General features: G+C 61.1%; 19 protein-coding genes. 13 read left to right on the top strand and 6 right to left on the bottom strand.

The genetic code is table 11. The features are described from left to right. Position 1: 1 nt before the first annotated feature. Positions 2-1462: a UdgX family uracil-DNA binding protein gene (locus tag J5J10_RS04660; protein ID WP_211929024.1), complete on the bottom strand. Its 1461-nt coding sequence runs from the start codon at positions 1460-1462 to the stop codon at positions 2-4. Then, positions 1462-2697: a putative DNA modification/repair radical SAM protein gene (locus J5J10_RS04655; RefSeq protein WP_211929023.1), complete on the bottom strand. Its 1236-nt coding sequence runs from the start codon at positions 2695-2697 to the stop codon at positions 1462-1464. Before J5J10_RS04655 ends, J5J10_RS04660 begins: the two co-directional genes overlap by 1 nt. 230 nt (positions 2698-2927) lie before the next feature. Between J5J10_RS04655 and J5J10_RS04650 the strand changes: the two genes are divergently transcribed. The 3 genes from J5J10_RS04650 to J5J10_RS04640 all read left to right on the top strand — a co-directional run bounded on the left by J5J10_RS04650 (position 2928) and on the right by J5J10_RS04640 (position 6223). Continuing rightward, entirely contained in the window at positions 2928-4478 is a 1551-nt protein-coding gene (locus J5J10_RS04650; protein ID WP_211929022.1) for an MFS transporter, read from the top strand. 163 nt (positions 4479-4641) lie between these two features. Then, entirely contained in the window at positions 4642-5118 is a 477-nt protein-coding gene (greA, locus tag J5J10_RS04645) for a transcription elongation factor GreA (protein ID WP_208551587.1), read from the top strand. Positions 5119-5191: 73 nt separating this feature from the next. Beyond that, a complete protein-coding gene (locus tag J5J10_RS04640) occupies positions 5192-6223 on the top strand; it encodes a glycosyltransferase family 10 (protein ID WP_249116674.1) in 1032 nt (343 codons plus the stop codon). Positions 6224-6256: 33 nt separating this feature from the next. On the opposite strand, the gene J5J10_RS04635 is transcribed toward J5J10_RS04640, so the two are convergent. Continuing rightward, positions 6257-6991 carry a hypothetical protein gene (locus J5J10_RS04635; RefSeq protein WP_349252037.1) on the bottom strand — a complete coding sequence of 245 codons (735 nt, stop codon included), beginning with the start codon at positions 6989-6991 and terminating at the stop codon, positions 6257-6259. Positions 6992-7166: 175 nt separating this feature from the next. Here J5J10_RS04635 and J5J10_RS04630 point away from each other — a divergent pair, with 175 nt between their 5' ends. After that, positions 7167-8315: a glycosyltransferase family 4 protein gene (locus J5J10_RS04630; protein ID WP_211929020.1), complete on the top strand. Its 1149-nt coding sequence runs from the start codon at positions 7167-7169 to the stop codon at positions 8313-8315. Further along, a complete protein-coding gene (locus J5J10_RS04625) occupies positions 8312-9292 on the top strand; it encodes a mitochondrial fission ELM1 family protein (protein ID WP_211929019.1) in 981 nt (326 codons plus the stop codon). The genes J5J10_RS04630 and J5J10_RS04625 overlap by 4 nt, the downstream gene beginning before the upstream one ends. A 9-nt stretch (positions 9293-9301) precedes the next feature. Here the strand turns inward: J5J10_RS04625 and J5J10_RS04620 are convergent, their stop codons facing one another. Beyond that, a complete protein-coding gene (locus J5J10_RS04620; protein ID WP_211931135.1) occupies positions 9302-9769 on the bottom strand; it encodes an Lrp/AsnC family transcriptional regulator in 468 nt (155 codons plus the stop codon). 239 nt (positions 9770-10008) lie between these two features. On the opposite strand from J5J10_RS04620, the gene trxB reads away from it, so the two are divergent. From trxB to J5J10_RS04600, 4 genes are all read left to right on the top strand, one after another. After that, on the top strand, positions 10009-10983 hold the full coding sequence (gene trxB, locus J5J10_RS04615; RefSeq protein WP_211929018.1) for a thioredoxin-disulfide reductase: 975 nt from the start codon (positions 10009-10011) through the stop codon (positions 10981-10983). 20 nt (positions 10984-11003) lie between these two features. Then, positions 11004-11900, top strand: coding sequence for a LysR family transcriptional regulator VtlR (locus J5J10_RS04610; RefSeq protein WP_208553595.1), 897 nt, complete (start codon positions 11004-11006; stop codon positions 11898-11900). A gap of 432 nt (positions 11901-12332) precedes the next feature. Further along, the gene (locus tag J5J10_RS04605; RefSeq protein ID WP_208551594.1) at positions 12333-12620 is read left to right on the top strand and encodes a metalloregulator ArsR/SmtB family transcription factor; all 288 of its coding nucleotides are present in this window, start codon (positions 12333-12335) and stop codon (positions 12618-12620) included. 79 nt (positions 12621-12699) lie between these two features. Further along, positions 12700-13812: an alkene reductase gene (locus J5J10_RS04600; RefSeq protein ID WP_211929017.1), complete on the top strand. Its 1113-nt coding sequence runs from the start codon at positions 12700-12702 to the stop codon at positions 13810-13812. A gap of 157 nt (positions 13813-13969) precedes the next feature. Here J5J10_RS04600 and J5J10_RS04595 read toward each other — a convergent pair whose 3' ends face one another. Next, positions 13970-14869, bottom strand: coding sequence for a LysR family transcriptional regulator (locus tag J5J10_RS04595; RefSeq protein ID WP_211929016.1), 900 nt, complete (start codon positions 14867-14869; stop codon positions 13970-13972). 119 nt (positions 14870-14988) lie between these two features. Between J5J10_RS04595 and J5J10_RS04590 the strand changes: the two genes are divergently transcribed. After that, the gene (locus J5J10_RS04590; RefSeq protein ID WP_211929015.1) at positions 14989-16005 is read left to right on the top strand and encodes an NAD-dependent epimerase/dehydratase family protein; all 1017 of its coding nucleotides are present in this window, start codon (positions 14989-14991) and stop codon (positions 16003-16005) included. Further along, complete coding sequence (locus J5J10_RS04585) at positions 16002-16376, top strand: DUF6220 domain-containing protein (RefSeq protein ID WP_211929014.1); 375 nt, start codon at positions 16002-16004, stop codon at positions 16374-16376. The genes J5J10_RS04590 and J5J10_RS04585 overlap by 4 nt, the downstream gene beginning before the upstream one ends. Positions 16377-16464: 88 nt before the next feature. Here J5J10_RS04585 and J5J10_RS04580 read toward each other — a convergent pair whose 3' ends face one another. Then, positions 16465-16737 carry a DUF2188 domain-containing protein gene (locus J5J10_RS04580; RefSeq protein WP_208551599.1) on the bottom strand — a complete coding sequence of 91 codons (273 nt, stop codon included), beginning with the start codon at positions 16735-16737 and terminating at the stop codon, positions 16465-16467. A gap of 144 nt (positions 16738-16881) precedes the next feature. On the opposite strand from J5J10_RS04580, the gene J5J10_RS04575 reads away from it, so the two are divergent. Together J5J10_RS04575 and opgC are read left to right on the top strand one after the other, a co-directional pair. Continuing rightward, on the top strand, positions 16882-17970 hold the full coding sequence (locus J5J10_RS04575; RefSeq protein ID WP_211929013.1) for a calcium:proton antiporter: 1089 nt from the start codon (positions 16882-16884) through the stop codon (positions 17968-17970). 137 nt (positions 17971-18107) lie between these two features. Continuing rightward, complete coding sequence (opgC, locus tag J5J10_RS04570; protein WP_211929012.1) at positions 18108-19313, top strand: OpgC domain-containing protein; 1206 nt, start codon at positions 18108-18110, stop codon at positions 19311-19313. The last annotated feature ends 132 nt before the right edge of the window (positions 19314-19445 follow it).

Here is a 19445-nt window from a genome sequence, read left to right as displayed (position 1 = left end):
CTCATCCAGCGGCCGATAAGACCGCCATCCGCTCGGAGATCGCCCGGAAATCCCGCCGGAAACGCTCCATCTCCTGCGCACGGCGATCCTCATCCGGCAATCGCAAAAGGTAGGAGGGATGGACGGTGACGAACAGCCGCCGACCATCCTCCAGCATCCGCTCGCCCCGCATGTCTCCAAGCGCCGAAGTCTCGCCGGTCAGCGCCGTGACGGCGGTTGCCCCCATGGCGACAATCAGCCGGGGTTGAACGAGGTCGATCTCCTTGGTCAGCCACCACCGGCATTTCTGCACCTCGCCCGCATTCGGACGCTGGTGGATGCGCCGCCTCCCGCGCGGTTCGTATTTGAAGTGCTTGACGGCATTGGTGAGATAGATCGCACGGCGGTCGATGCCGGTTTCCTCCAGCACCCCGTTGAGCAACCTGCCGGCCGGCCCGACGAACGGCCGCCTCGCAACATCCTCTTCGTCGCCGGGCTGCTCCCCGACCAGCATGACGGAAGCTCGCTCCGGCCCCTCGCCGAACACGGTTTGCGTTGCCTTGCAATGCAGCGGGCATAAGGTGCAGGTACTCGCCTCCTGCCGCACCGCCTCCAACGTCTCCCCGGCGACGACGGGCGCGGGTTCCTCCGCCCGTCGCAGCCGGTGATGAAATGCCGGCGGCATGGTCGGCGCCTGTGCCGCCATTTCGATGACGCGCGCCTCCGCAGAGGCGATCAGCCCAGGAATGAGATCGGCCTCCGCCAGGTTCTTCCAGTATTTCTTCGGCATCTCGGTGGTCATCATTTTGACCTTCAGCCGCGCCGGATTGAAGATCGAGGCATAATAGGTGCGCCAGAGATCGTCGGTGTCATCCGACAGATCGGGTTTCTCCGCACCCTCGTCTGTCGCCCGCAACGTCGCCCCGTCCCACGATGCCGACCCTTTGGGAGATGCGATCAGCCAGTCCATGTCGGTGAACCGGCGCTGGAAGAACGGCGCGGTGCGGGCGACGATGAAATGGTCCGGCTCGAACCATGCCACGAACCGTCGCCGTCCCGCCTCACCCGGCGCGAGCGGCATCTCCTTGAACCGCACGAACGCCGTCATCTTGTGGCAGTCGCGTCGCACCGATTTTGCCAGCCGATGCGCCGCCACCACGTCCACGTCCGTGCGCATGCCGAGCAGAGCACGGTCACCGGCCAATCGCCACAGCAGACGATAGAGCAGCGAAAAGCGTCGAGGATCGGAATGACAGATGACCGCTTCGGCCAGGTGAAAGAAGGGCGCCGGAACCGTGGGCGGCCTCGCACCAGGTCGTGGTGAGGGCAAGACGCTACTCGCGCTTGCGAACAGCCCGCCGTCCGTTCTGTCCGCGCACAGCCAGGAGACCTTGTCTGGTTCGACCTCCCCCATCAGCAGGGCCCTGGCGGCGTCACGCCATTCCGCAAAATCACCCCTGCCCCTGAGAACGACCTCCTGCATCAGAACAACGCAAGCTGTTCTGGCGGCGGCGCGAAAAGCCCGCGAAGATCGCTCCGATCGGCAAGCCGCATCGGCGTCCAGCTCTCCGCGACAATGAACGGGCGCACCTTCTTCAGCGACACCCCGAGACGTTTCAGGTCATCAAGCCGCAAGCGCCGGAAGCGGCGCGCCGCCAGAATACTTGCCACCGTCTTCGTGCCGAAGCCAGGCACCCGCAGCAGCATCTCCTTCTCCGCCCGGTTGACGTCGACCGGAAAGCGGTCCCGGTGCGAGAGCGCCCAGGACAGTTTCGGATCGAGGTCGAGATCAAGCATGCCGTCAGGTCGCGCGGACGTGATCTCGCCGATGTCGAAGCCGTAAAACCGATAGAGCCAGTCCGCCTGGTAGAGCCTGTGCTCCCGGATCAGCGGCGGCTTGACCAATGGCAGCTTGCTCGAGGCATCCGGGATCGGACTGAAGGCCGAATAGTAGACGCGTTTCAGATGGTAGCTGCCGTAGAGCCGCGCACTCGTGCCGAGAATGGTGGCATCGCTTGCCCCATCGGCACCGACGATCATCTGTGTACTCTGCCCCGCAGGCGCGAACACGCGCCGGCGTTTGGTCTTCAGCGTCGGCTCCGCCATGTCCTCGATCTTCAGCCGCAACGCGCCCATCGACCTGCGAATACCGGCCGGCTGTTTTTGCGGCGCGTAATCGGTAATTCCCTTGTCTGTCGGCAGTTCGATGTTGATCGACAGCCGGTCGGCATAAAGCCCCGCCTCCTCGATCAGCGCCTGCGATGCCTCAGGAATGGTCTTCAGGTGGATGTAGCCGCGGAAGTTATGCGTCGTCCGAAGCTCCCGCGCCACACGCACCAACTCCTCCATCGTGTGATCGGAAGAGCGGATAATGCCGGAGGACAGAAACAGCCCCTCGATATAATTGCGTCGGTAGAATTCCAACGTCAGCCAGATCACTTCGTCGGTCGTGAAACGCGCCCGCGCGACATTGCTGGAGGAACGGTTGATGCAATAGGCGCAGTCGTAGATGCAGAAATTGGTGAGCAGGATCTTCAAGAGCGAAATGCATCGTCCATCCGGCGCGTAGGCATGGCAGATACCGGAGCCCTCCGTCGAACCGAGCCCTCCGGATGCGGAGGAGTTGCGTTTTACCGTGCCGCTGGACGCACACGATGCATCATATTTCGCCGCGTCCGAAAGGATCGCGAGCCGTTCTTTCAGCGTCTTTACAACCATGTATGTTCACTATATGTTCCATTTCTAAAAGTCAAACATCGAAAGGTTGTGTTGTGATGGCTCTCGCCCGCTGTACGCCGCCGGGATCCGTGTCTGCTGACATCGTCTGTCACCATTGGCCTCTAGGAGACTTTTGATCGCTGTCGCCGTCGCGGGGATTCAATCAAAATTTCATATTTGTCCATTCACGCGCCGCGAGGCACTCTCCACGCCTCATCAAGGATTGCGCCATGCAGATCAGCAACGCCCGAGCAGCGACACCAGCCGGAAAGCGCGAATGGACCGGGCTTTTCATCCTGTCCATCGCCTGTCTCGTCTATTCCATGGACCTGTCGGTTCTGTTCCTTGCGATCCCGGCGATCACCGCCGACCTCGACCCATCGGCCGCCGAACTACTGTGGATCAACGACATCTACGGCTTCATGGTCGCAGGCTTCCTGGTCACCATGGGCACCCTCGGCGATCGCATCGGTCGACGCAAGATCCTGATGATCGGCGCCGTCGGCTTCGGCCTTGCCTCGCTGCTTGCCGCCTTCTCGTCGACCGCGCAGATGCTCATTATTTCGCGCGCGCTTCTCGGGATCGCCGGCGCAACGATCGCGCCCTCGACGCTGTCGCTGATCGTCAATCTGTTTTCGGTCGAAACCGAGCGTAACCGCGCCATCGGCATATGGGGCACGGCGTTTGCGCTCGGCGGCCTGGTCGGACCACTCATCGGCGGCGTGCTGCTGGAATTCTTCCACTGGGGTTCCGTCTTTATCATCAACGTACCGATCATGCTGGGCCTCGTCTTGACCGCGCCGTTCCTGCTGCCGGAATTCCGCAGCGACGACACCGCGAAGCTCGACCTACCCAGCGTCGGCCTTTCCATGGCAACCGTCCTGCCAGTCATCTATGGGCTGAAGCACATCGCCACCGACGGCTTTCAGGTCATTCACCTCGCACCCATTGCCGCCGGCATGCTGCTCGGCATCATCTTCATACGGAGGCAGAAAAAGCTCGAAAACCCGCTGATCGATCTATCGCTGTTCGCGATCCCGTCGTTCACGGCATCGCTTTTGGTAAACCTCTTCGGCGTGTTCTTCGTCTTCGGCATCTTCCTGTTCCAGAACCAGTTCCTGCAGCTGGTGATCGGCCTCTCTCCGCTGGACGCCGCAATCTGGTCGGCTGCGCCGGGCCTCGTCTTCACCATCATGTCGCTACAGGCCTGGCGCATTACAAACCGTCTCGGTTCCGTCAGGACGGTGCTCATCGGCCTCGTCGTCAACGCTTTGGGCGCAGCCGTCATGGCAGTCGCCGCCTATCAGCAAAACCTCTACCTCGTGCTGTTTGCGAGCATGATCATCGGTCTCGGCTTCGTGCCCGTGGTCTTGACCACGACCGGCCTGATCGTCGGCTCCGCCCCGCCCGAACGGGCCGGTGCAGCCTCGGCGATTTCCGAGACAGGCGCGGAATTCGGAGGCGCCATGGGTGTGGCTCTGCTCGGCAGCCTCGGCACCGTGATCTATCGCTTGACCATGCAGCCGGTCGATTTCGGTGAGGTGCCGCCCGCGCTTGCGGAAGGCGGACGCTCGACACTCGCCAGCGCGCTTGAGACGGCAAAGACGTTCGGACTGACCAACGCCGCATGGCTGGAAGCGGCAAGGCACGCCTTCTCCGCCGGTTTTGCGGTTTCCTGCGCCGTGGCGACCGTCACCCTGCTTCTCCTCGCGCTGCTTGCCCGGCGCGTCTACGCCAGCGGAGCACCCCTCAATCCACAGGCAGTGCACGGACATGGCTGAACGGACATGAGCGTGTGTGACAAAAAATCTGGCAATTGCCGCGCACGTTCTGCTATAGTTTGAGTAAGGTTGATTTGAAACATGGTTCCGTAGCTTCGCTCCGGAGCCTGTTTTTCTTTTGTGTCTGCGGCAAAGTGGACAGGATAATGCAAAGGAAAAGGACATGGTAGAAAAGGTACCCATGACGCAGGGCGGCTTCACCAAGCTGCAGGAGGAACTGCGTTGGCGGCAACAGGAGGAGCGTCCGCGGATCATTGAAGCGATCGCGGAAGCCCGTGCCCATGGCGACCTGTCCGAAAACGCCGAGTATCACGCCGCCAAGGAAGCGCAGAGCCACAACGAAGGCCGCATCACCGAACTCGAGGATCTGATCGCGCGCGCGGAGGTCATCGACCTCTCCAAGATGTCCGGCGACAAGATCAAGTTCGGCGCGACGGTGAAACTCGTCGACGAGGACACCGACGAGGAAAAGACCTACCAGATCGTCGGCGACCAGGAAGCCGACGTGAAGTCCGGCCGCATCTCGATCTCCTCCCCGATCGCGCGGGCGATGATCGGCAAGGAAGTCGGCGACTCCATCGAAGTCGTCGCTCCCGGCGGCTCCAAGGCCTACGAGATATTGGCCGTCAACTGGGGTTGATCGAAGGAGCAGTCCTCTGTCCAGCAGCCTAGAGCACACGAACGGCGACGATCGTCGCCGTGTCGTGAAGATCATGGGGCGTGTCGATCGCGGTCCGGGCAGGAACCCCCTCGCCCGCCAGATCCTTCAAGGCTTTGCCGAAGAGCGTGGTCTGCGCTTCACCTTCGACCCTGAGGCCCGCGACTACGACTGGTTGGCGGTGTACGAGAACCTGCCTGCAGCCGAAGGCGAGCGTCGTCCAGTCCGGGTCGAAGAGCTCGCATGCCCGCAGGAAAACACCATCCTGTTCACGACCGAGCCGAGCGGCATCAAGATCTATGGCCGCACGTTCACCCGCCAGTTCGGTCACGTGGTCACGAGCCAGGAGCCGTTTGCGCTGCGCCACCCGGGACGGATCTGGAGCCAAGCAGGCCTGCGCTGGTTCTATGGGAATGGCAGCAAGCACCTGATGACGGCTGACGAGATCCGCGACCATTTTCCGGAAAAGACCCGGATGATCGGCACCGTCTGCTCCACCAAGCGACAGGGACATACACTCCATCGCCTGCGGTACGACTTCACGCAGGACATGGCCGTCCGTATGCCGGAACTCGACGTTTTCGGACGCGGCCACCGCCCCGTCGACGACAAGGCGGAATCGATCGATCCCTACAAGTATCACATCGCCATCGAGAACCATCTTGCCCCGCATCATTTCACAGAGAAGCTGAGCGATGCCTTCCTCGGCCTGTCGCTACCCTTCTATTTCGGGGCGCCCAATGCGGCCGACTATTTCCCGGCAGACAGCTTTATCGCGATCGACATCCGCAAGCCTGACGAAGCACTGCGAGTCATGAAGCAGGCTATGGCGAAGGGCGAATACGAGAAGCGACTGCCAGCCATAAAGGAAGCGCGCCGCCGCGTCCTTGAGGATCACAATATCATCACGCTTATCGCCAACATAGTGGACGCAAATCCGAGCGGAAGCGGCGCCAAAAGAGGCGGCGGCACGATTAAAAGCCAACGCGCCGCGCGACAGGGTCACCCCCTCCTGACGGCGGGTGACTTCGCCTTTCGCGAGGCCCTTCACCTCCGGAACCGCGTCGCCGGCTGGCTCTCCAGATAGAGCAGGCGCACGGGCGCAGCCGGGCCAAGCTGCCTAGCGCCAGTTCTCGGTGATCCAGGGCGTTGGGCGCACGTGCTTGTAGAGTTTCTTGTACCAGGCACTTGCTGGCCACACGCCGATCTCGGCCTCGTCGGGATCCGGTTTCCCCGTAAAGGCGACCACCCGCGTTGCCGGCGGCAACGGCGCGACCTTGAAGAAGTTCATCGGCCATTTGGGCAGGAGCGTGTGCTTGAAGCTGACGCACCACTCCGCCGGCCAGTAGGTCATGCTGTCGACGGAGCCCGAAACATAGCGCTGCGAGATGCCGTACTTGGCAAACGGTGTTTCGGCATCCCTGTTGAAGTCGTCGAAGATATGGGTGTTGGTACCCACGCGCCAACGATAGACCGACGTGTTGCCGATCCCCTTGCCCGGCTGCGTCCAGTTCTCAGCGATGCAGAAGGTTTTGTCCGGCTCGTAATCGAAGAAATCGTCGAGCGGACCCGTGATGACAACGTCGAGATCAAGAAAGAGTACATCGCCTTCGAGATCGGCCAGCGGCGCCTGCCACAGCGAGATCTTGCGCCACGGCTTCCATGCGATCTTCGCCGGAATATTGATCTCCGGTAACGGAAACACATGAACGGCCGGGTCGATGCCGGTGGCATCCTCGGTGAAGCAGACGAGCCGGGTCGGGCGCCGCGTGTTGCGCTTGATCATCGACCAGAGCCGGTTGACATAGTCACCGGGATAGCGCGTTCCCCATTTCATGCATACGATGGTCTGCACCACTTCACCGCTCCTGATACGCAGGCACAAGAGAATGGCCCGCTTTTAAGGCGCCTCATTAGACCATTTGCGCGCTGGAAGAAAGCGTGCGCACCGTCGGCTTCCGCGGTTGCTTGCTTCAGCGACGGTGGCTTGCTAGCGGAGTTCTCAGACGACACAGGAATGGTAAAAATCGATGAGTGATCCGCGTATACTCCAGCTGCTGCCGGCCCTTGGCGACGGCGGCGTCGAGCGGTCGGCGCTGGAGATGGCCGAATTCCTGAGTGGGCGCGGGATCAAGAACTGGGTCGCCAGTGCTGGCGGACCGCTGGTGGAGGCGGTCGAGGCAGCAGGCGCGGTGCACGTCACCGTACCCGTGGGAACCAAGGCGCCCTGGCGCATGATCTCGGCAGCACGCGCGGTGGCGAGACTGGTCGACGCGGAAGGAATCGATATCTTGCATGCCCGCAGCCGGGCCCCCGCCTGGGTCGCCTTGATGGCCAGGTGCTTCAGCACCCGCCCGGTCCGCTTTCTCACAACCTTCCACGGTGTCTACGGGCACGCCAGTGCGCTGAAGCGGCTTTACAACAGCGCCATGCTGCGCACGCCCGTGGTGATCGCGAACTCAGACTTCATTCGCAAGCACATCGTCGAAGTCTATGGATACCCTCGCGAGCAGATCATCGTGGCGCCGCGCGGCATCGATCCCCTGGTCTTCGATCCGGCGGGGATCGATCAGGCAACAAGGGAGGCCATCCGCGCGGAATTTGGTGCCGGCGAGGAACACCGTCTCATCGTGATGGTGGGGCGCATCACAAGCTGGAAGGGCCACGCGATCCTTCTGGACGCCTTCGCGCGTCTTGCCGACCCGACACTGCGGCTTGCCTTTGTCGGCAGCGGCGCGGCATCCGTAATATCGGAACTAAAGACGCAGGCGGAACGGCTCGGCGTAACGGACCGGCTGATCTTTGCCGGAAGCCGGCGCGACGTTCCGGCCGTGCTTGCCGCCGCCGATCTCGCCGTCTCGGCTTCGACCCGCCCGGAAGCATTCGGACGCGCGGCGATAGAGGCACAGGCCATGCAAACGCCGGTCATTGCCACAAACCACGGCGGCAGTCGCGAAACGGTTCTGCCCTCAGAAACGGGCTGGCTGGTCGAACCGGGCGATGCCGCCGCTATGGAAGAGGCTATTCGCGATGCACTAGCCGACCCGGACCGCTTGCGGGAGATGGGCAGCAAGGGCCGTGCCCATGTTCTCGATCACTTCACCACCCAGTTCATGCTTGAACAGGAATATTCCGCCTACGAGCGGATCATGTCCGAAAGCGCGGATAGTCAGTCATGACGAATGGCAGGAGGCCGACAGTCTGGGTGTTGACGGACGGCAAGGCTGGCGATGAGCAGCCGTTGATCGGCGTTGCCGAAGCGCTCGGCGTTACACCCGTTCTCCGCCGGCTCCGTCCACGGCGCGTCTTTTCCTGGTTCATGCCCTGGGGGCCGATCGATCCGCGCGAGGCGCCCAACCAACTCGGCTCGCCGATCGCACCTCCCTACCCGGACATCTGCCTTGCGACCGGTCGCCGGGCGGTCTCCTATCTTCGACGGCTCAAGGTGCTGTCGCCGAAGACGTTGACGGTTTTCTTCAAGGACCCTCGAACGTCGCGCCACGGAGCCGATCTACTCATCGTGCAGCATCACGATCGGCCGGCCTTGGCTGACAACATACTTGCCGTGACGACGGCGCCCAACCGCACGCCGCTGGCACGTCTGGACACGATCCGTCGGACTCCGCCACCTCACCTCGTCGCCCTTCCCCATCCCCGCGTTGCCGTGCTCGTCGGCGGCGATAGTCGTCACTCCCGTTTCACGCCCGACGACATCGACGCGTTCGCCTCAGCCCTGGAAAGCCTGCACGATCGTGGTACTTCTCTGATGATAACGACTTCGCGAAGGACGCCGCGAGAACTTGCAGACCGTCTTGCGACGCTTGGCGAACGGAACGGAGTGCATTTCTGGACCGGAACTGGCGAAAATCCGCTGGCGGGATATCTCGCACTTGCCGACGAGGTGGTCGTCACCGCCGACTCCACCAACATGATCGGCGAGGCAGCCGGCACAGGACGGCCGATCCGGCTGTTTTACCCGTCCGGTGGACACCGGAAAATCGATCGCTTCATCGCAGCCTTGTCGGACCAAGCCAACATCGGGCGCTTTCCGGGCAATCAGGTTATGACCGGTTACGAGCCGGTCAACTCAACGTCATTGATCGCGAACCGCGTCCTGGAAAAGTGGCAAACCATGCGAGAAAAGCAGCCATGGTGATACTCGCCCTCAGATCTCCACAAGCCCCAGCCGCTTGACCTGGCGGATCGTCAGCATGGTCCGGACGGTATCGACATTGTCGTGCGCGGTCAGCACCTCGATCACGAAATCCTGGAACTGAGTGAGGTTGGCCGCCACACAATGCAGCAGGAAATCGCTCTCCCCAGACACCATCCAGGCCTGGCGGACGATCGGCCAGCCTTCGCTGGCGGCCGCGAATGCCTTGAGTTCCGATTCCGATTGGTGCTTGAGCCCCACCATGCAGAACGCCACGAGATCGAAACCCAGCTTTCGCGCGTTGAGCATCGCGTGATAGCCCTCGATGATCCCCGCCTCCTCCAGCTTGCGCACGCGTCTGAGGCAAGGAGGCGCGGAGATGCCGACCCTGTCGGACAGTTCCACATTGGTCATTCGACCGTCGCGCTGAAGCTCGCGGAGAATTTTGAGGTCGATTGCATCGAGTTCGGCGCGCAACAAAGACATACCTTTCAACGTCGGCAATGCACCAGTTTGTAGCGAAGAGGTTGCCTGACGCAAGAATATGTCGCACTTGTGAACAATTATTACGATGTGCGTTTTTGCCCTGTGGCTATTGCAGGGCTGACCTTGAATAAATGCATGGAGGGACCGTAAATGAACCGGCTATTGCGCCCTGCACCAACGCATCCCATCTAAATCGTTCCGATGCGATACGGCGAGTTGAAAGGACATTTGACATGACGGCCCGTCACACCAAGGCGCTCATCATCGGCTCCGGCCCCGCCGGCTATACCGCAGCAATCTACGCCGCCCGCGCCATGCTGAAGCCGGTCCTCATCGCCGGCATGGAACAGGGCGGTCAGTTGATGATCACCACCGATGTGGAAAACTATCCCGGTTTCGCTGATCCGATCCAGGGGCCCTTCCTGATGGAACAGATGCTCAACCAGGCGGTCCATGTCGGAGCGGAGATCGTCAACGATATCGTCACAGAGGTCGAGCTTTCCCGGCGCCCGTTCACGGTGCGCACCGACAGCGGCGCCGTCTGGACGGCCGACACGCTGATCATCGCCACGGGTGCCAAGGCCAAGTGGCTCGGCATCGAGAGCGAGCAGCACTTCCAGGGTTTCGGCGTGTCCGCGTGCGCCACCTGTGACGGCTTCTTCTACCGCAACAAGGACGTGATCGTTGTCGGCGGCGGAAATTCGGCCGTCGAGGAAGCACTCTACCTCTCCAACATCGCGAAGTCCGTCACCGTCGTCCATCGCCGCGACAGCTTCCGTTCGGAGAAGATCCTCCAGGAGCGGTTGTTCGCCAAGGAGAACATCAACGTCCTCTGGAATACCGAGGTAGCCGAGATAACAGGAACGCCGGCCAAGCCGCCGATGCCGCCGTCTGTCTCGGGTGTCAAGCTACGCGACACCCGCAGCGGCGCGATCACGGAAATGCCGATCGACGGCGTGTTCGTTGCCATCGGCCACGCGCCGGCTGTCGAACTGTTCAAGGGCAAGCTGAAGATGAAACCGAACGGCTACCTGTGGACCGCGCCGGATTCGACCGCCACCGATGTGGAAGGCGTGTTCGCCGCCGGCGACGTGACCGACGACGTCTTCCGTCAGGCGATCACCGCCGCCGGAATGGGCTGCATGGCCGCACTCGAGGCTGAACGTTATCTGACCGCCGTGGAAACACGGCGCGAAGCGGCAGAGTGACGATCATGAGAGGGGGAGGCATGCCGCTCGACTGGGACAAGCTGCGCATTTTTCATGCGGCGGCTGAAGCCGGCTCCTTCACCCATGCGGCCGATAAGTTGCACCTCTCCCAATCGGCCATCAGTCGCCAGGTGAGCGCGCTGGAGATGGACATCGGCGTCAAGTTGTTCCATCGCCACGCGCGAGGCCTCATCCTGAGCGAACAGGGGGAACTGCTCTACCGCACCGCCCATGAGGTACTGCTGAAACTCGAAACGGTGAAGATGCAACTGACGGAGGCCACCGAAAAGCCGACCGGCAAGTTGCGCGTCACCACGACAGTCGGCCTCGGCCAAGGCTGGCTGACCGACAAGGTGCAGGAGTTCCTGCAGCTATACCCGGACATGTCGATCCAGTTGCTTCTCGACAACGAGGAGCTTGACGTCAACATGCGCCACGCCGATTGCGCGATCCGCCTGCGCCAGCCGCAGCAGTCGGATCTCATTCAGCGCAAGCTGTTCACCGTGCACATGCATGTCTACGCCTCCCCCTCCTACATCAACAGGTATGGCGAGCCGCAATCGATCGAGGATCTCGACAATCACCGGATCATCACGTTCGGTGAACCGGCACCCGCCTATCTGCTGGATGTGAACTGGCTGGAGATCGCAGGACGCAATTCAGACAATCCGCGCATGCCGCACCTGCAGATCAACAGCCTGACCTCGATCAAGCGGGCATGCCTCTTGGGAATCGGAATAGCGATGCTTCCGGACTATATCGTCGGTCGCGACCCTGGCCTTCTTCAACTGGTTACAAACGCCGACGTGCCGTCTTTCGACACCTATTTCTGCTATCCTGACGAAATGAAGAATGCCGCCAAGTTGAAAGCCTTCCGCGATTTCATCGTGGCCAAGGCACGCAACTGGAATTTCTGACAAGTCGGGCCGACAGCAAAGTGCTACCATCTGAAGGGCTTTCGACGCATACGACATAAATTTGCCCTCACGTCGGCTACGTCTAGAAGTAGAAATGCATGTGATGCATGCCTGACATGCACAAAAACACATTGTTCACTGCACAAAAAACCACCATATCGCACACAGCTGATGCACATGGCGGCTTTCCTCCCAGTTCCGCCGCAGCAGCTGTTCCCCTCTGGAGGTTTTTGACCTTCACACTTCAAAGGGCCCTGGAGCGATCCGGTGGCCCTCTTTTTTTTGCCCCTGCTGAACTTTTTCCCAGCTCGTGCGTTTTCGAGCCGATCAGCCGAAACGATCTGCCATCACCCGAACGTGAATTGACGGAAGGCAATTGCGACCGCTTCGAATGGTCGTCAATCTGCCCGGCGCAGGAATTAGGCACGACGCATGAATGACATTCTCAAGGCACTCGCTAGTCCGGTTCGCATGGATATGCTGAAATGGTTGAAGGAGCCCGAACAATATTTCGGCGAGCAGGCACAGCCCTTCACCACCGGCGTTTCCGCCAGCCAGTTCGAGCGCTGCGGACTGTCGCAGTCCACTGTCTCGGCCCATCTTTCGGTCTTGCAAAGAGCGGGGCTCGTCACCACATCCCGACACGGACAGTGGGTCTACTACAGGCGCGATGAGAACGCGATCAGACGTTTTCTTGCGGACCTGCAATCGACACTCTGACCAGGCGCGCCAGCGCTCCCATCAGATTTCCCACCTGCAATACCCTCCCGATTGCACTTTCCTTTTGAAAGGATCACCGATGCCGTCACTCTTCGATCCCATGACCGTGGGAGGCATCCCCGTCGCCAACCGTATCGCCATGGCCCCGCTGACCCGAAACCGGTCCCCGGGCGCTGTTCCGAACGATCTGAACGTCACCTACTACGAGCAGCGCGCCTCCGCAGGCCTGATCGTCACCGAAGGCACGCCGATCAGTCAGCAGGGCCAGGGGTATGCCGATGTGCCCGGGCTCTACCTTCCTGAGTCGATCGAAGGATGGAAACGCGTAACCGAAGCGGTCCACAAAGCGGGCGGCAAGATCGTCACCCAAATCTGGCATGTCGGCCGGGTGTCCCACACCTCGCTTCAGCCAAATGGCGGCGCACCCGTCGCACCTTCGGCCATAACCGCAAAATCGAAGACATACATCATCAATCCCGACGGAACCGGCGCCTTTGCCGATACATCCGCACCGCGCGCTCTCGATATCTCTGAAATTCCGGGCATCCTCGAGGACTACCGCAAGGCTGCCCGCGCTGCAGTCGATGCCGGTTTCGATGGGGTGGAGATACACGCCGCAAACGGCTATCTTATCGACCAGTTTCTCCGGTCCGGGACCAACCATCGCACGGATGCCTATGGCGGCTCGATCGAAAACCGCGTCCGCTTCGCCGTCGAAGTTGTTGAAGCGGTGACGAAAGAGATCGGCGGTAGCCGCACGGGCATTCGCATCTCCCCCGTCACCCCTGCCAACGATGCCTTTGATCCGAACCCGCAACCGCTGTTTGATCTTCTCGTGTCGAAACTGGCCGATTTCGACCTTGCCTTCATTCATGTCATCGAAGGCGCAACCGGTGGGGCACGTGACTTCCAACAGGGCGACAAGCCGTTCGACTGGGCGGGCATGCGCGAGGCTTATCGCAAGGCCGGCGGTAAGGGTGCCTGGATGGTCAACAACGGCTATGACCGCGACAGCGCCATGGAAGCGGTGGAAAGCGGACGCGCCGACATGGTCTCCTTCGGCAAGCTGTTCATCTCGAACCCGGATCTGCCGGAGCGGCTGGAAAAGAACCTGCCGCTCGCCGATGCCAACCGGGAAACCTTCTATGGCGGAGGCGCGCCCGGATATACGGACTATCCGACCGTGGCCTGATACCTGGCGTCGCGGTCCCGCGACGAGGGACGCCGCCTGAAGCGTCCAAATCACAGGACGAATTTTGCTATGGGTCGGCGGCCTCCGCCGGCCCTTTCACATTAATTGAAAGGCCCAGTCCTCCAGCATCTTTTGCAAGCGGGAGCGCTCCGCAACATCACTCAGGGCGCGTCTTCATATAAAGCAGAAGACCCTCCACGAGCGCATCGAACGTGACGCGACAGCGCGGCGCCGTCCTCAGGCTTTCGTGCATGACGACATAGGTATCGAGATGCAGATCCAGCATGCCTGGCAAAATCGGCACGAGCTCTGGATCCTTTATAGCGAGGCCGACCTGACAGATACCGATACCGGCTCCGGCCTCTATCATGGACAGCTGTGCAACATTGCTGTCCGTCCGCACGGCGAAACGCAACTCTCCCAGTTCCGGGTTGGCTTTCAGTACGGAGCGAACATAGGCCATTTGTCGGTCGAAACCGATGAGGCGGTGCGCGCGAAGCTCGTCTGCGGTGCGTGGAAGACCGTGGCGCACCACGTAGCTGCGATGGGCGAAGAACCCCAGCGGAATTGCTCCAATACGTCGGCTGATCAAGGCCTCCTGCGCGGGAGCAACCATGCGCACGGCAATATCCGCCTCCTGACGCAACAGATCCTCGACCGCATCGGAAACGGATAGCTCTGCGTTGAGATCGGGGTACTGCTCCAGCAGATCTGCAAGGATCGGCGGCAGGACTTCGATGCCCATCACCTCGCTGGAACTGATCCGAACCGTGCCGCGTGGAGTCTGCGTGTCTCCAGAAGCCGTCCGTGCAAGCGCAGCTGCGGAAGCCGCCATTGCTTCTGCGTGCGGCAGCATCTCCCGCGCCGTGACGGTCGGCAACAGTCCTTGCTGCGACCGCAGGAAGAGTGGAGATCCGGACGCGCGTTCGAGCGCATCGATGTGACGGCCGACCGTCGGCTGTGTCAGTCCGAGTTCGCGCGCGGCGGCAGACAGGGAACCGTGCGTCAAAACGGCGAGAAACGTCCTGTAGTGGCTCCAGTCAAGCACGGGGATCATGCATTTTTGTATATCATATCAACAATAATATGCAATTTCGAATATGCAGAGGCTATGGCATCGTCCGGTTGTCACAACAAAGGAACTTGGCGATGACCTCCACCCCGCAGGAACCCATTATGAAGTCAGCAATAGCGCTCGTCCTCGGCGCGACGGGAGGAATAGGAGGAGCAGTCGCGACGCGCCTGCATCGGGACGGCTATCGGGTTCGGGCCCTCCATCGCAACGCCGGCGTCATGCAGCGTCGCCTGCCGATATTTGAGTGGGTGCAGGGAGACGCAATGATTGCCAACGACGTCGTGACGGCTGCCGCGGGCGCGGACGTCATCGTGCATGCGGTGAACCCGCCGGGCTACCGAAACTGGGGCACGATGGTGTTGCCGATGATCGACAACACCATCGCTGCGGCCAAGAGGGCGGGTGCAACCATTCTGATGCCGGGCACCGTCTACAATTATGGCCCCGACAGCTTTCCCGATGTACGAGAAGACAGTCCGCAGAATCCGGTGAGCGTCAAGGGACGCATCCGCGTCGAGTTGGAGCGCCGTCTCGAGATCGCGAGTACCGAGGGGGTTCGCGTGCTCATTGTGCGGGCGGGAGACTATTTCGGTCCAGGCGCCGCCAACAACTGGTTCTCCCAGGTGGTGGTCAAGGCCGGCAAGCCCGTGACGTCAATCACGAATCCCGCGTCCCCGCAAACCGGGCATCAGTGGGCCTACCTGCCCGATGTCGCTGAAACCATGGCTCGCCTGCTGGCCGTCTCCGATCGGTTGCCGACGTTCGCCCGATTTCATATGGACGGCTTCTTCGATCGTGACGGAATTCAACTCGCGGCCGCGATACGCCGTGTCGTGGGCAAGCCTGACCTGCCGATCAAGCGATTTCCGTGGCTCCTTGTCCGGCTCTCTTCGCCCTTAGTCCCCATGTTCCGGGAACTGCTCGAAATGCGCTACTTGTGGAAGCAGATTGTCAGGCTGGATAACCGGGCCCTCGTCGATTTCCTCGGAGAAGAGCCCCACACCCCGATCGACCACGCCGTCCGGGCGACGCTCGAAGGCCTGCGCTGCCTGCCACCCGCCGCAGGCCTGGTCAGTCCTCCGGAACGGGGCCGTTCTGTCGAGGGAGCTATGGCATGATCGGCTACCAAAAACTGGCGGCCGTCGTCCTGGGCGGCGCTGTAATACCCGTAGGCCTGCTGGCGCAGGTGTTCCTGGCGGGGGTCGGCATCTTTCACGATGGGGCATGGTGGCAGGTACATGCCATGTCCGGAGGTTTACTTGGTCTGCCTATACTGACAATGGCCGCCCTCGCCCTGACACGATGGTCCCATCCGCCCGTTCGCCTCCTGGCGCTCCTGCAGGCCGGCCTCTACCTGCTTCAGCTTTCCCTCATTGGCCTTGGCTCGGAAACTGGCAGTGGCTGGATTTCCGCACTGCATCCGGCGAACGCGGTCCTCATGACTGTCGTCGCCACGGTCGTTGCCCAACGGGTCGCGTCGATATCATAGCATAGGCGTCAAGCGGGTTGTCGCCCGGATCGACATGGCACGATCCGGCGTCATCGCTCAAACGGAGAAGCGGTGGCGACAGTGTTCGTCAGGCCGGCAGTTCGGCTCCTGGTGGCTCAAATGGGTCGACGATCTCGACCTCAGGACGGTCGCCGCCGTCGGAATACTCCTCGTGCCACTTGCCTTTTTCGTCCTGGTAGCTGATCTCGACCGGCTCGTCCCCGACCTGCTGCTCCAGCATCACGATCCGGGCGGCTTCCAGCGCCTCGTCGTGACTTGAAAAGGTTTCTGAATATACCCCGTTCGACCGGTAGGCCCAGCCGCCATCGTGAGGTACAATTTCGTATGTCACTTTCACCATCAGGTGCCTCCTCGATGTCACTCCCTCCCGTGCATTAGTATCGCATCACGGAGATGGAACTGCAATCTCGCTCGAGCATTGGGCGAAGGGCGTTCAACGCTCCATGCTCGCCAACCATTATTCTGATCGAACCCAAGAGGTTACGTGTTGACCCTTCTCAAGCGTGAGAGCCTTATTCTCCTGTCCGTGCTCGCCGCAATTATAGGCTTTGCGCTGGAGCATACCGTCATGGAAGCGGGTCGCACGGCGTCGCTAATCGCAGCGGCGATCATGATCGGCGCGATCGTCCTTGCCTCGACCCGCGTTGCCCACCACGCCGAAATCCTAGCAGAGAAGGTCGGCGATCCCTACGGCACGATGATCCTGACACTGTCGGCCGTCGCGGTGGAAGTGCTGATCCTCGCGATCATGATGAACAACGAGGCGTCGCCGACGCTCGTGCGGGACACGATCTATTCCGCCGTTATGCTCGACATCAACGGCATCCTCGGACTGGCGGCACTGCTGGGCGGCCTGAAGCACGGCGAGCAGCCGTACAACGACGACTCCGGCAAGACATACGGCGTCATGATCCTGACGGCCATGGGCATATCCATGGTCGTGCCCGAGTTCGTTCCCGAAGCGAAGTGGCAGTATTATTCCGGCTTCACCATCCTGGCGATGATTGCGCTTTACGCCCTTTTCCTGAAGATGCAGGTGGGCACTCACAGCTACTTCTTCAGCTACAGCTATCAGGGAAAAGGTCGGGTCGCGGACCACGAGACCGACAGGTCCGCATCGCCGGCGACGCCCTCGATCCTCATCATTCTTTTTGGCGTTGCGGTCATCGGTTTCCTGGCAGAGATCATGTCTACTCTCCTCAACAACGGCCTTCGCGGAACCGGGGCTCCCGTTGCCCTCACCGCTATTCTTGTGGCCGGCATCTCAGCCGCGCCCGAGATCCTGACAGCCGTGCGGGCGGCACTTGGCAACCGCATGCAGGCCGTCGTCAACATCGCCATGGGCGCCTCGCTGTCGACGGTCATTCTGACCGTGCCCGTCATGGAGGCCATTGCGCTTTACACGGGCCAGCCGTTCATCATGGCCATGACGCCGGTGCAGACCGTCATGGTCGCCATCACCCTCATCGCCGCAGCCATCAATCTGAACGATGGCGAAACAAATGCGATCGAGGGGATGACCCATTTCGTACTCTTCGCAACCTTCCTGATGCTGGCGATGCTCGGGCTCTGACAACAACGTTAACAGGGGAACTTTTCGGCCGGCTTGTCCGTTGCCGCAGCGCACATGTCAGCGGGATCGCCCCATTGCCGACATGATGACAGGCAAAATCACCCCCGGGTCGCGGGGGCCAAACCGGGAGCCGAACCGTGAAGAGATTGGACGTGATCGACGGCATGCGGGGATACTTCCTCGTGTTCATGCTGCTAAACCATCTGGTCTTTGCCGGCGGGCTGTGGCTCGTCGAAATCAACCACCGCAACCTGGCCTTTGTCGAGGACGCACAAGGCTTTGTCTTCCTCTCCGGCCTCCTGACGGGGATGGTCTATTCCCGCAAGATGCTCCGCGACGGCTACAGGGTCGGCCAGGATCGCATCTATTCCCGCGTGGCCGAACTCTATCGCTACGCGATGGGCATCATTCTTGTCATCCTGGCGCTCAAGCTCTTCCTGCCGGGCGCTGCCGCGATCTGGACCAACTGGCTCGGCGATACCCGCCTGGATGATCCATTGCGGCTTGGCGCCATCGCCACGTTCCTGTTCCAGCCGACCTTCATGGATATCCTGCCGCAATACATCATCTACATGCTCGCCGCGCCACTTGCGATCTGGCTCTGCATTAACGGGCGCTGGTCGACCGTGGCGATCGCATCGCTGCTGCTGTGGATGGCGGCGCAGCTTGGCCTTCAGCGCGTCCTGACCGTTCCGCTCAACGAGTGGCTCTCGGCGGGCCGCGAGGAAGAAGGCTTGCGCGCGAGCTTCAACCTACTCGGCTGGCAGATCGTTTTCTTCTCCGGCATCATCGCGGGATCGCTGACCGCGGTGAACAAGGTTGAATGGAGCAAGGTTTTCGACCCCCGCAAAACGCGCGTACTCAAGGTAGCAATTGCCGTCTGCCTGTTCTTCCTGCCCTTGAGGGTGATGACCGCCCATGGCCTCATGCCCGGTATCGTGCTCGAAAAATTCGGGTTGATGGAAGTCCGAGCAGACTTCGGTCCGGTCTACCTCATGAATTTCGCCGCTGTCGGCTATATGTTTGCCTGGACGCTCATCGCCGGTCCTAAACATGCAGACGAGCGGGTCCGTCGGATCGCACAGATACTGACGGCGGTATTCTCGCTGCGCTATCTCCAGCTGCTCGGCCGCCACTCCCTGCAGATTTACGTCTGGCACGTGCTGATCGTTTATCTGGTCTTCTACGTGGATGGTCACACCTCCGAACTCAGTCAGTTGACAAAGACCGCGATAGCCCTCGTTGGTCTTGCAGTGCTCAGTCTGCCGGCGGTCTGGCGCGAGCGCGACCGACTGATCGGCGAGCCTCCGACGGCATCGGGCGGCGTGAAAGTCGCAACCTGATCAAAACGAAGAAGGGCGGAACCACGGGGTTCCGCCCTCAGACTGCTGACAAACCCCTGGCTACATCCGGGGGTTTATGATTCACTGGGACATGTTGAAGAAACCTGCTCCCGAACAGACGGCTCTCGAGAT

Source organism: Ciceribacter sp. L1K23 (genome assembly GCF_018122705.1).
GTDB lineage: Bacteria > Pseudomonadota > Alphaproteobacteria > Rhizobiales > Rhizobiaceae > Allorhizobium.
Note: the sequence above shows the minus strand (reverse complement) of the source record. Positions and strands in the feature narration are given on the sequence as shown.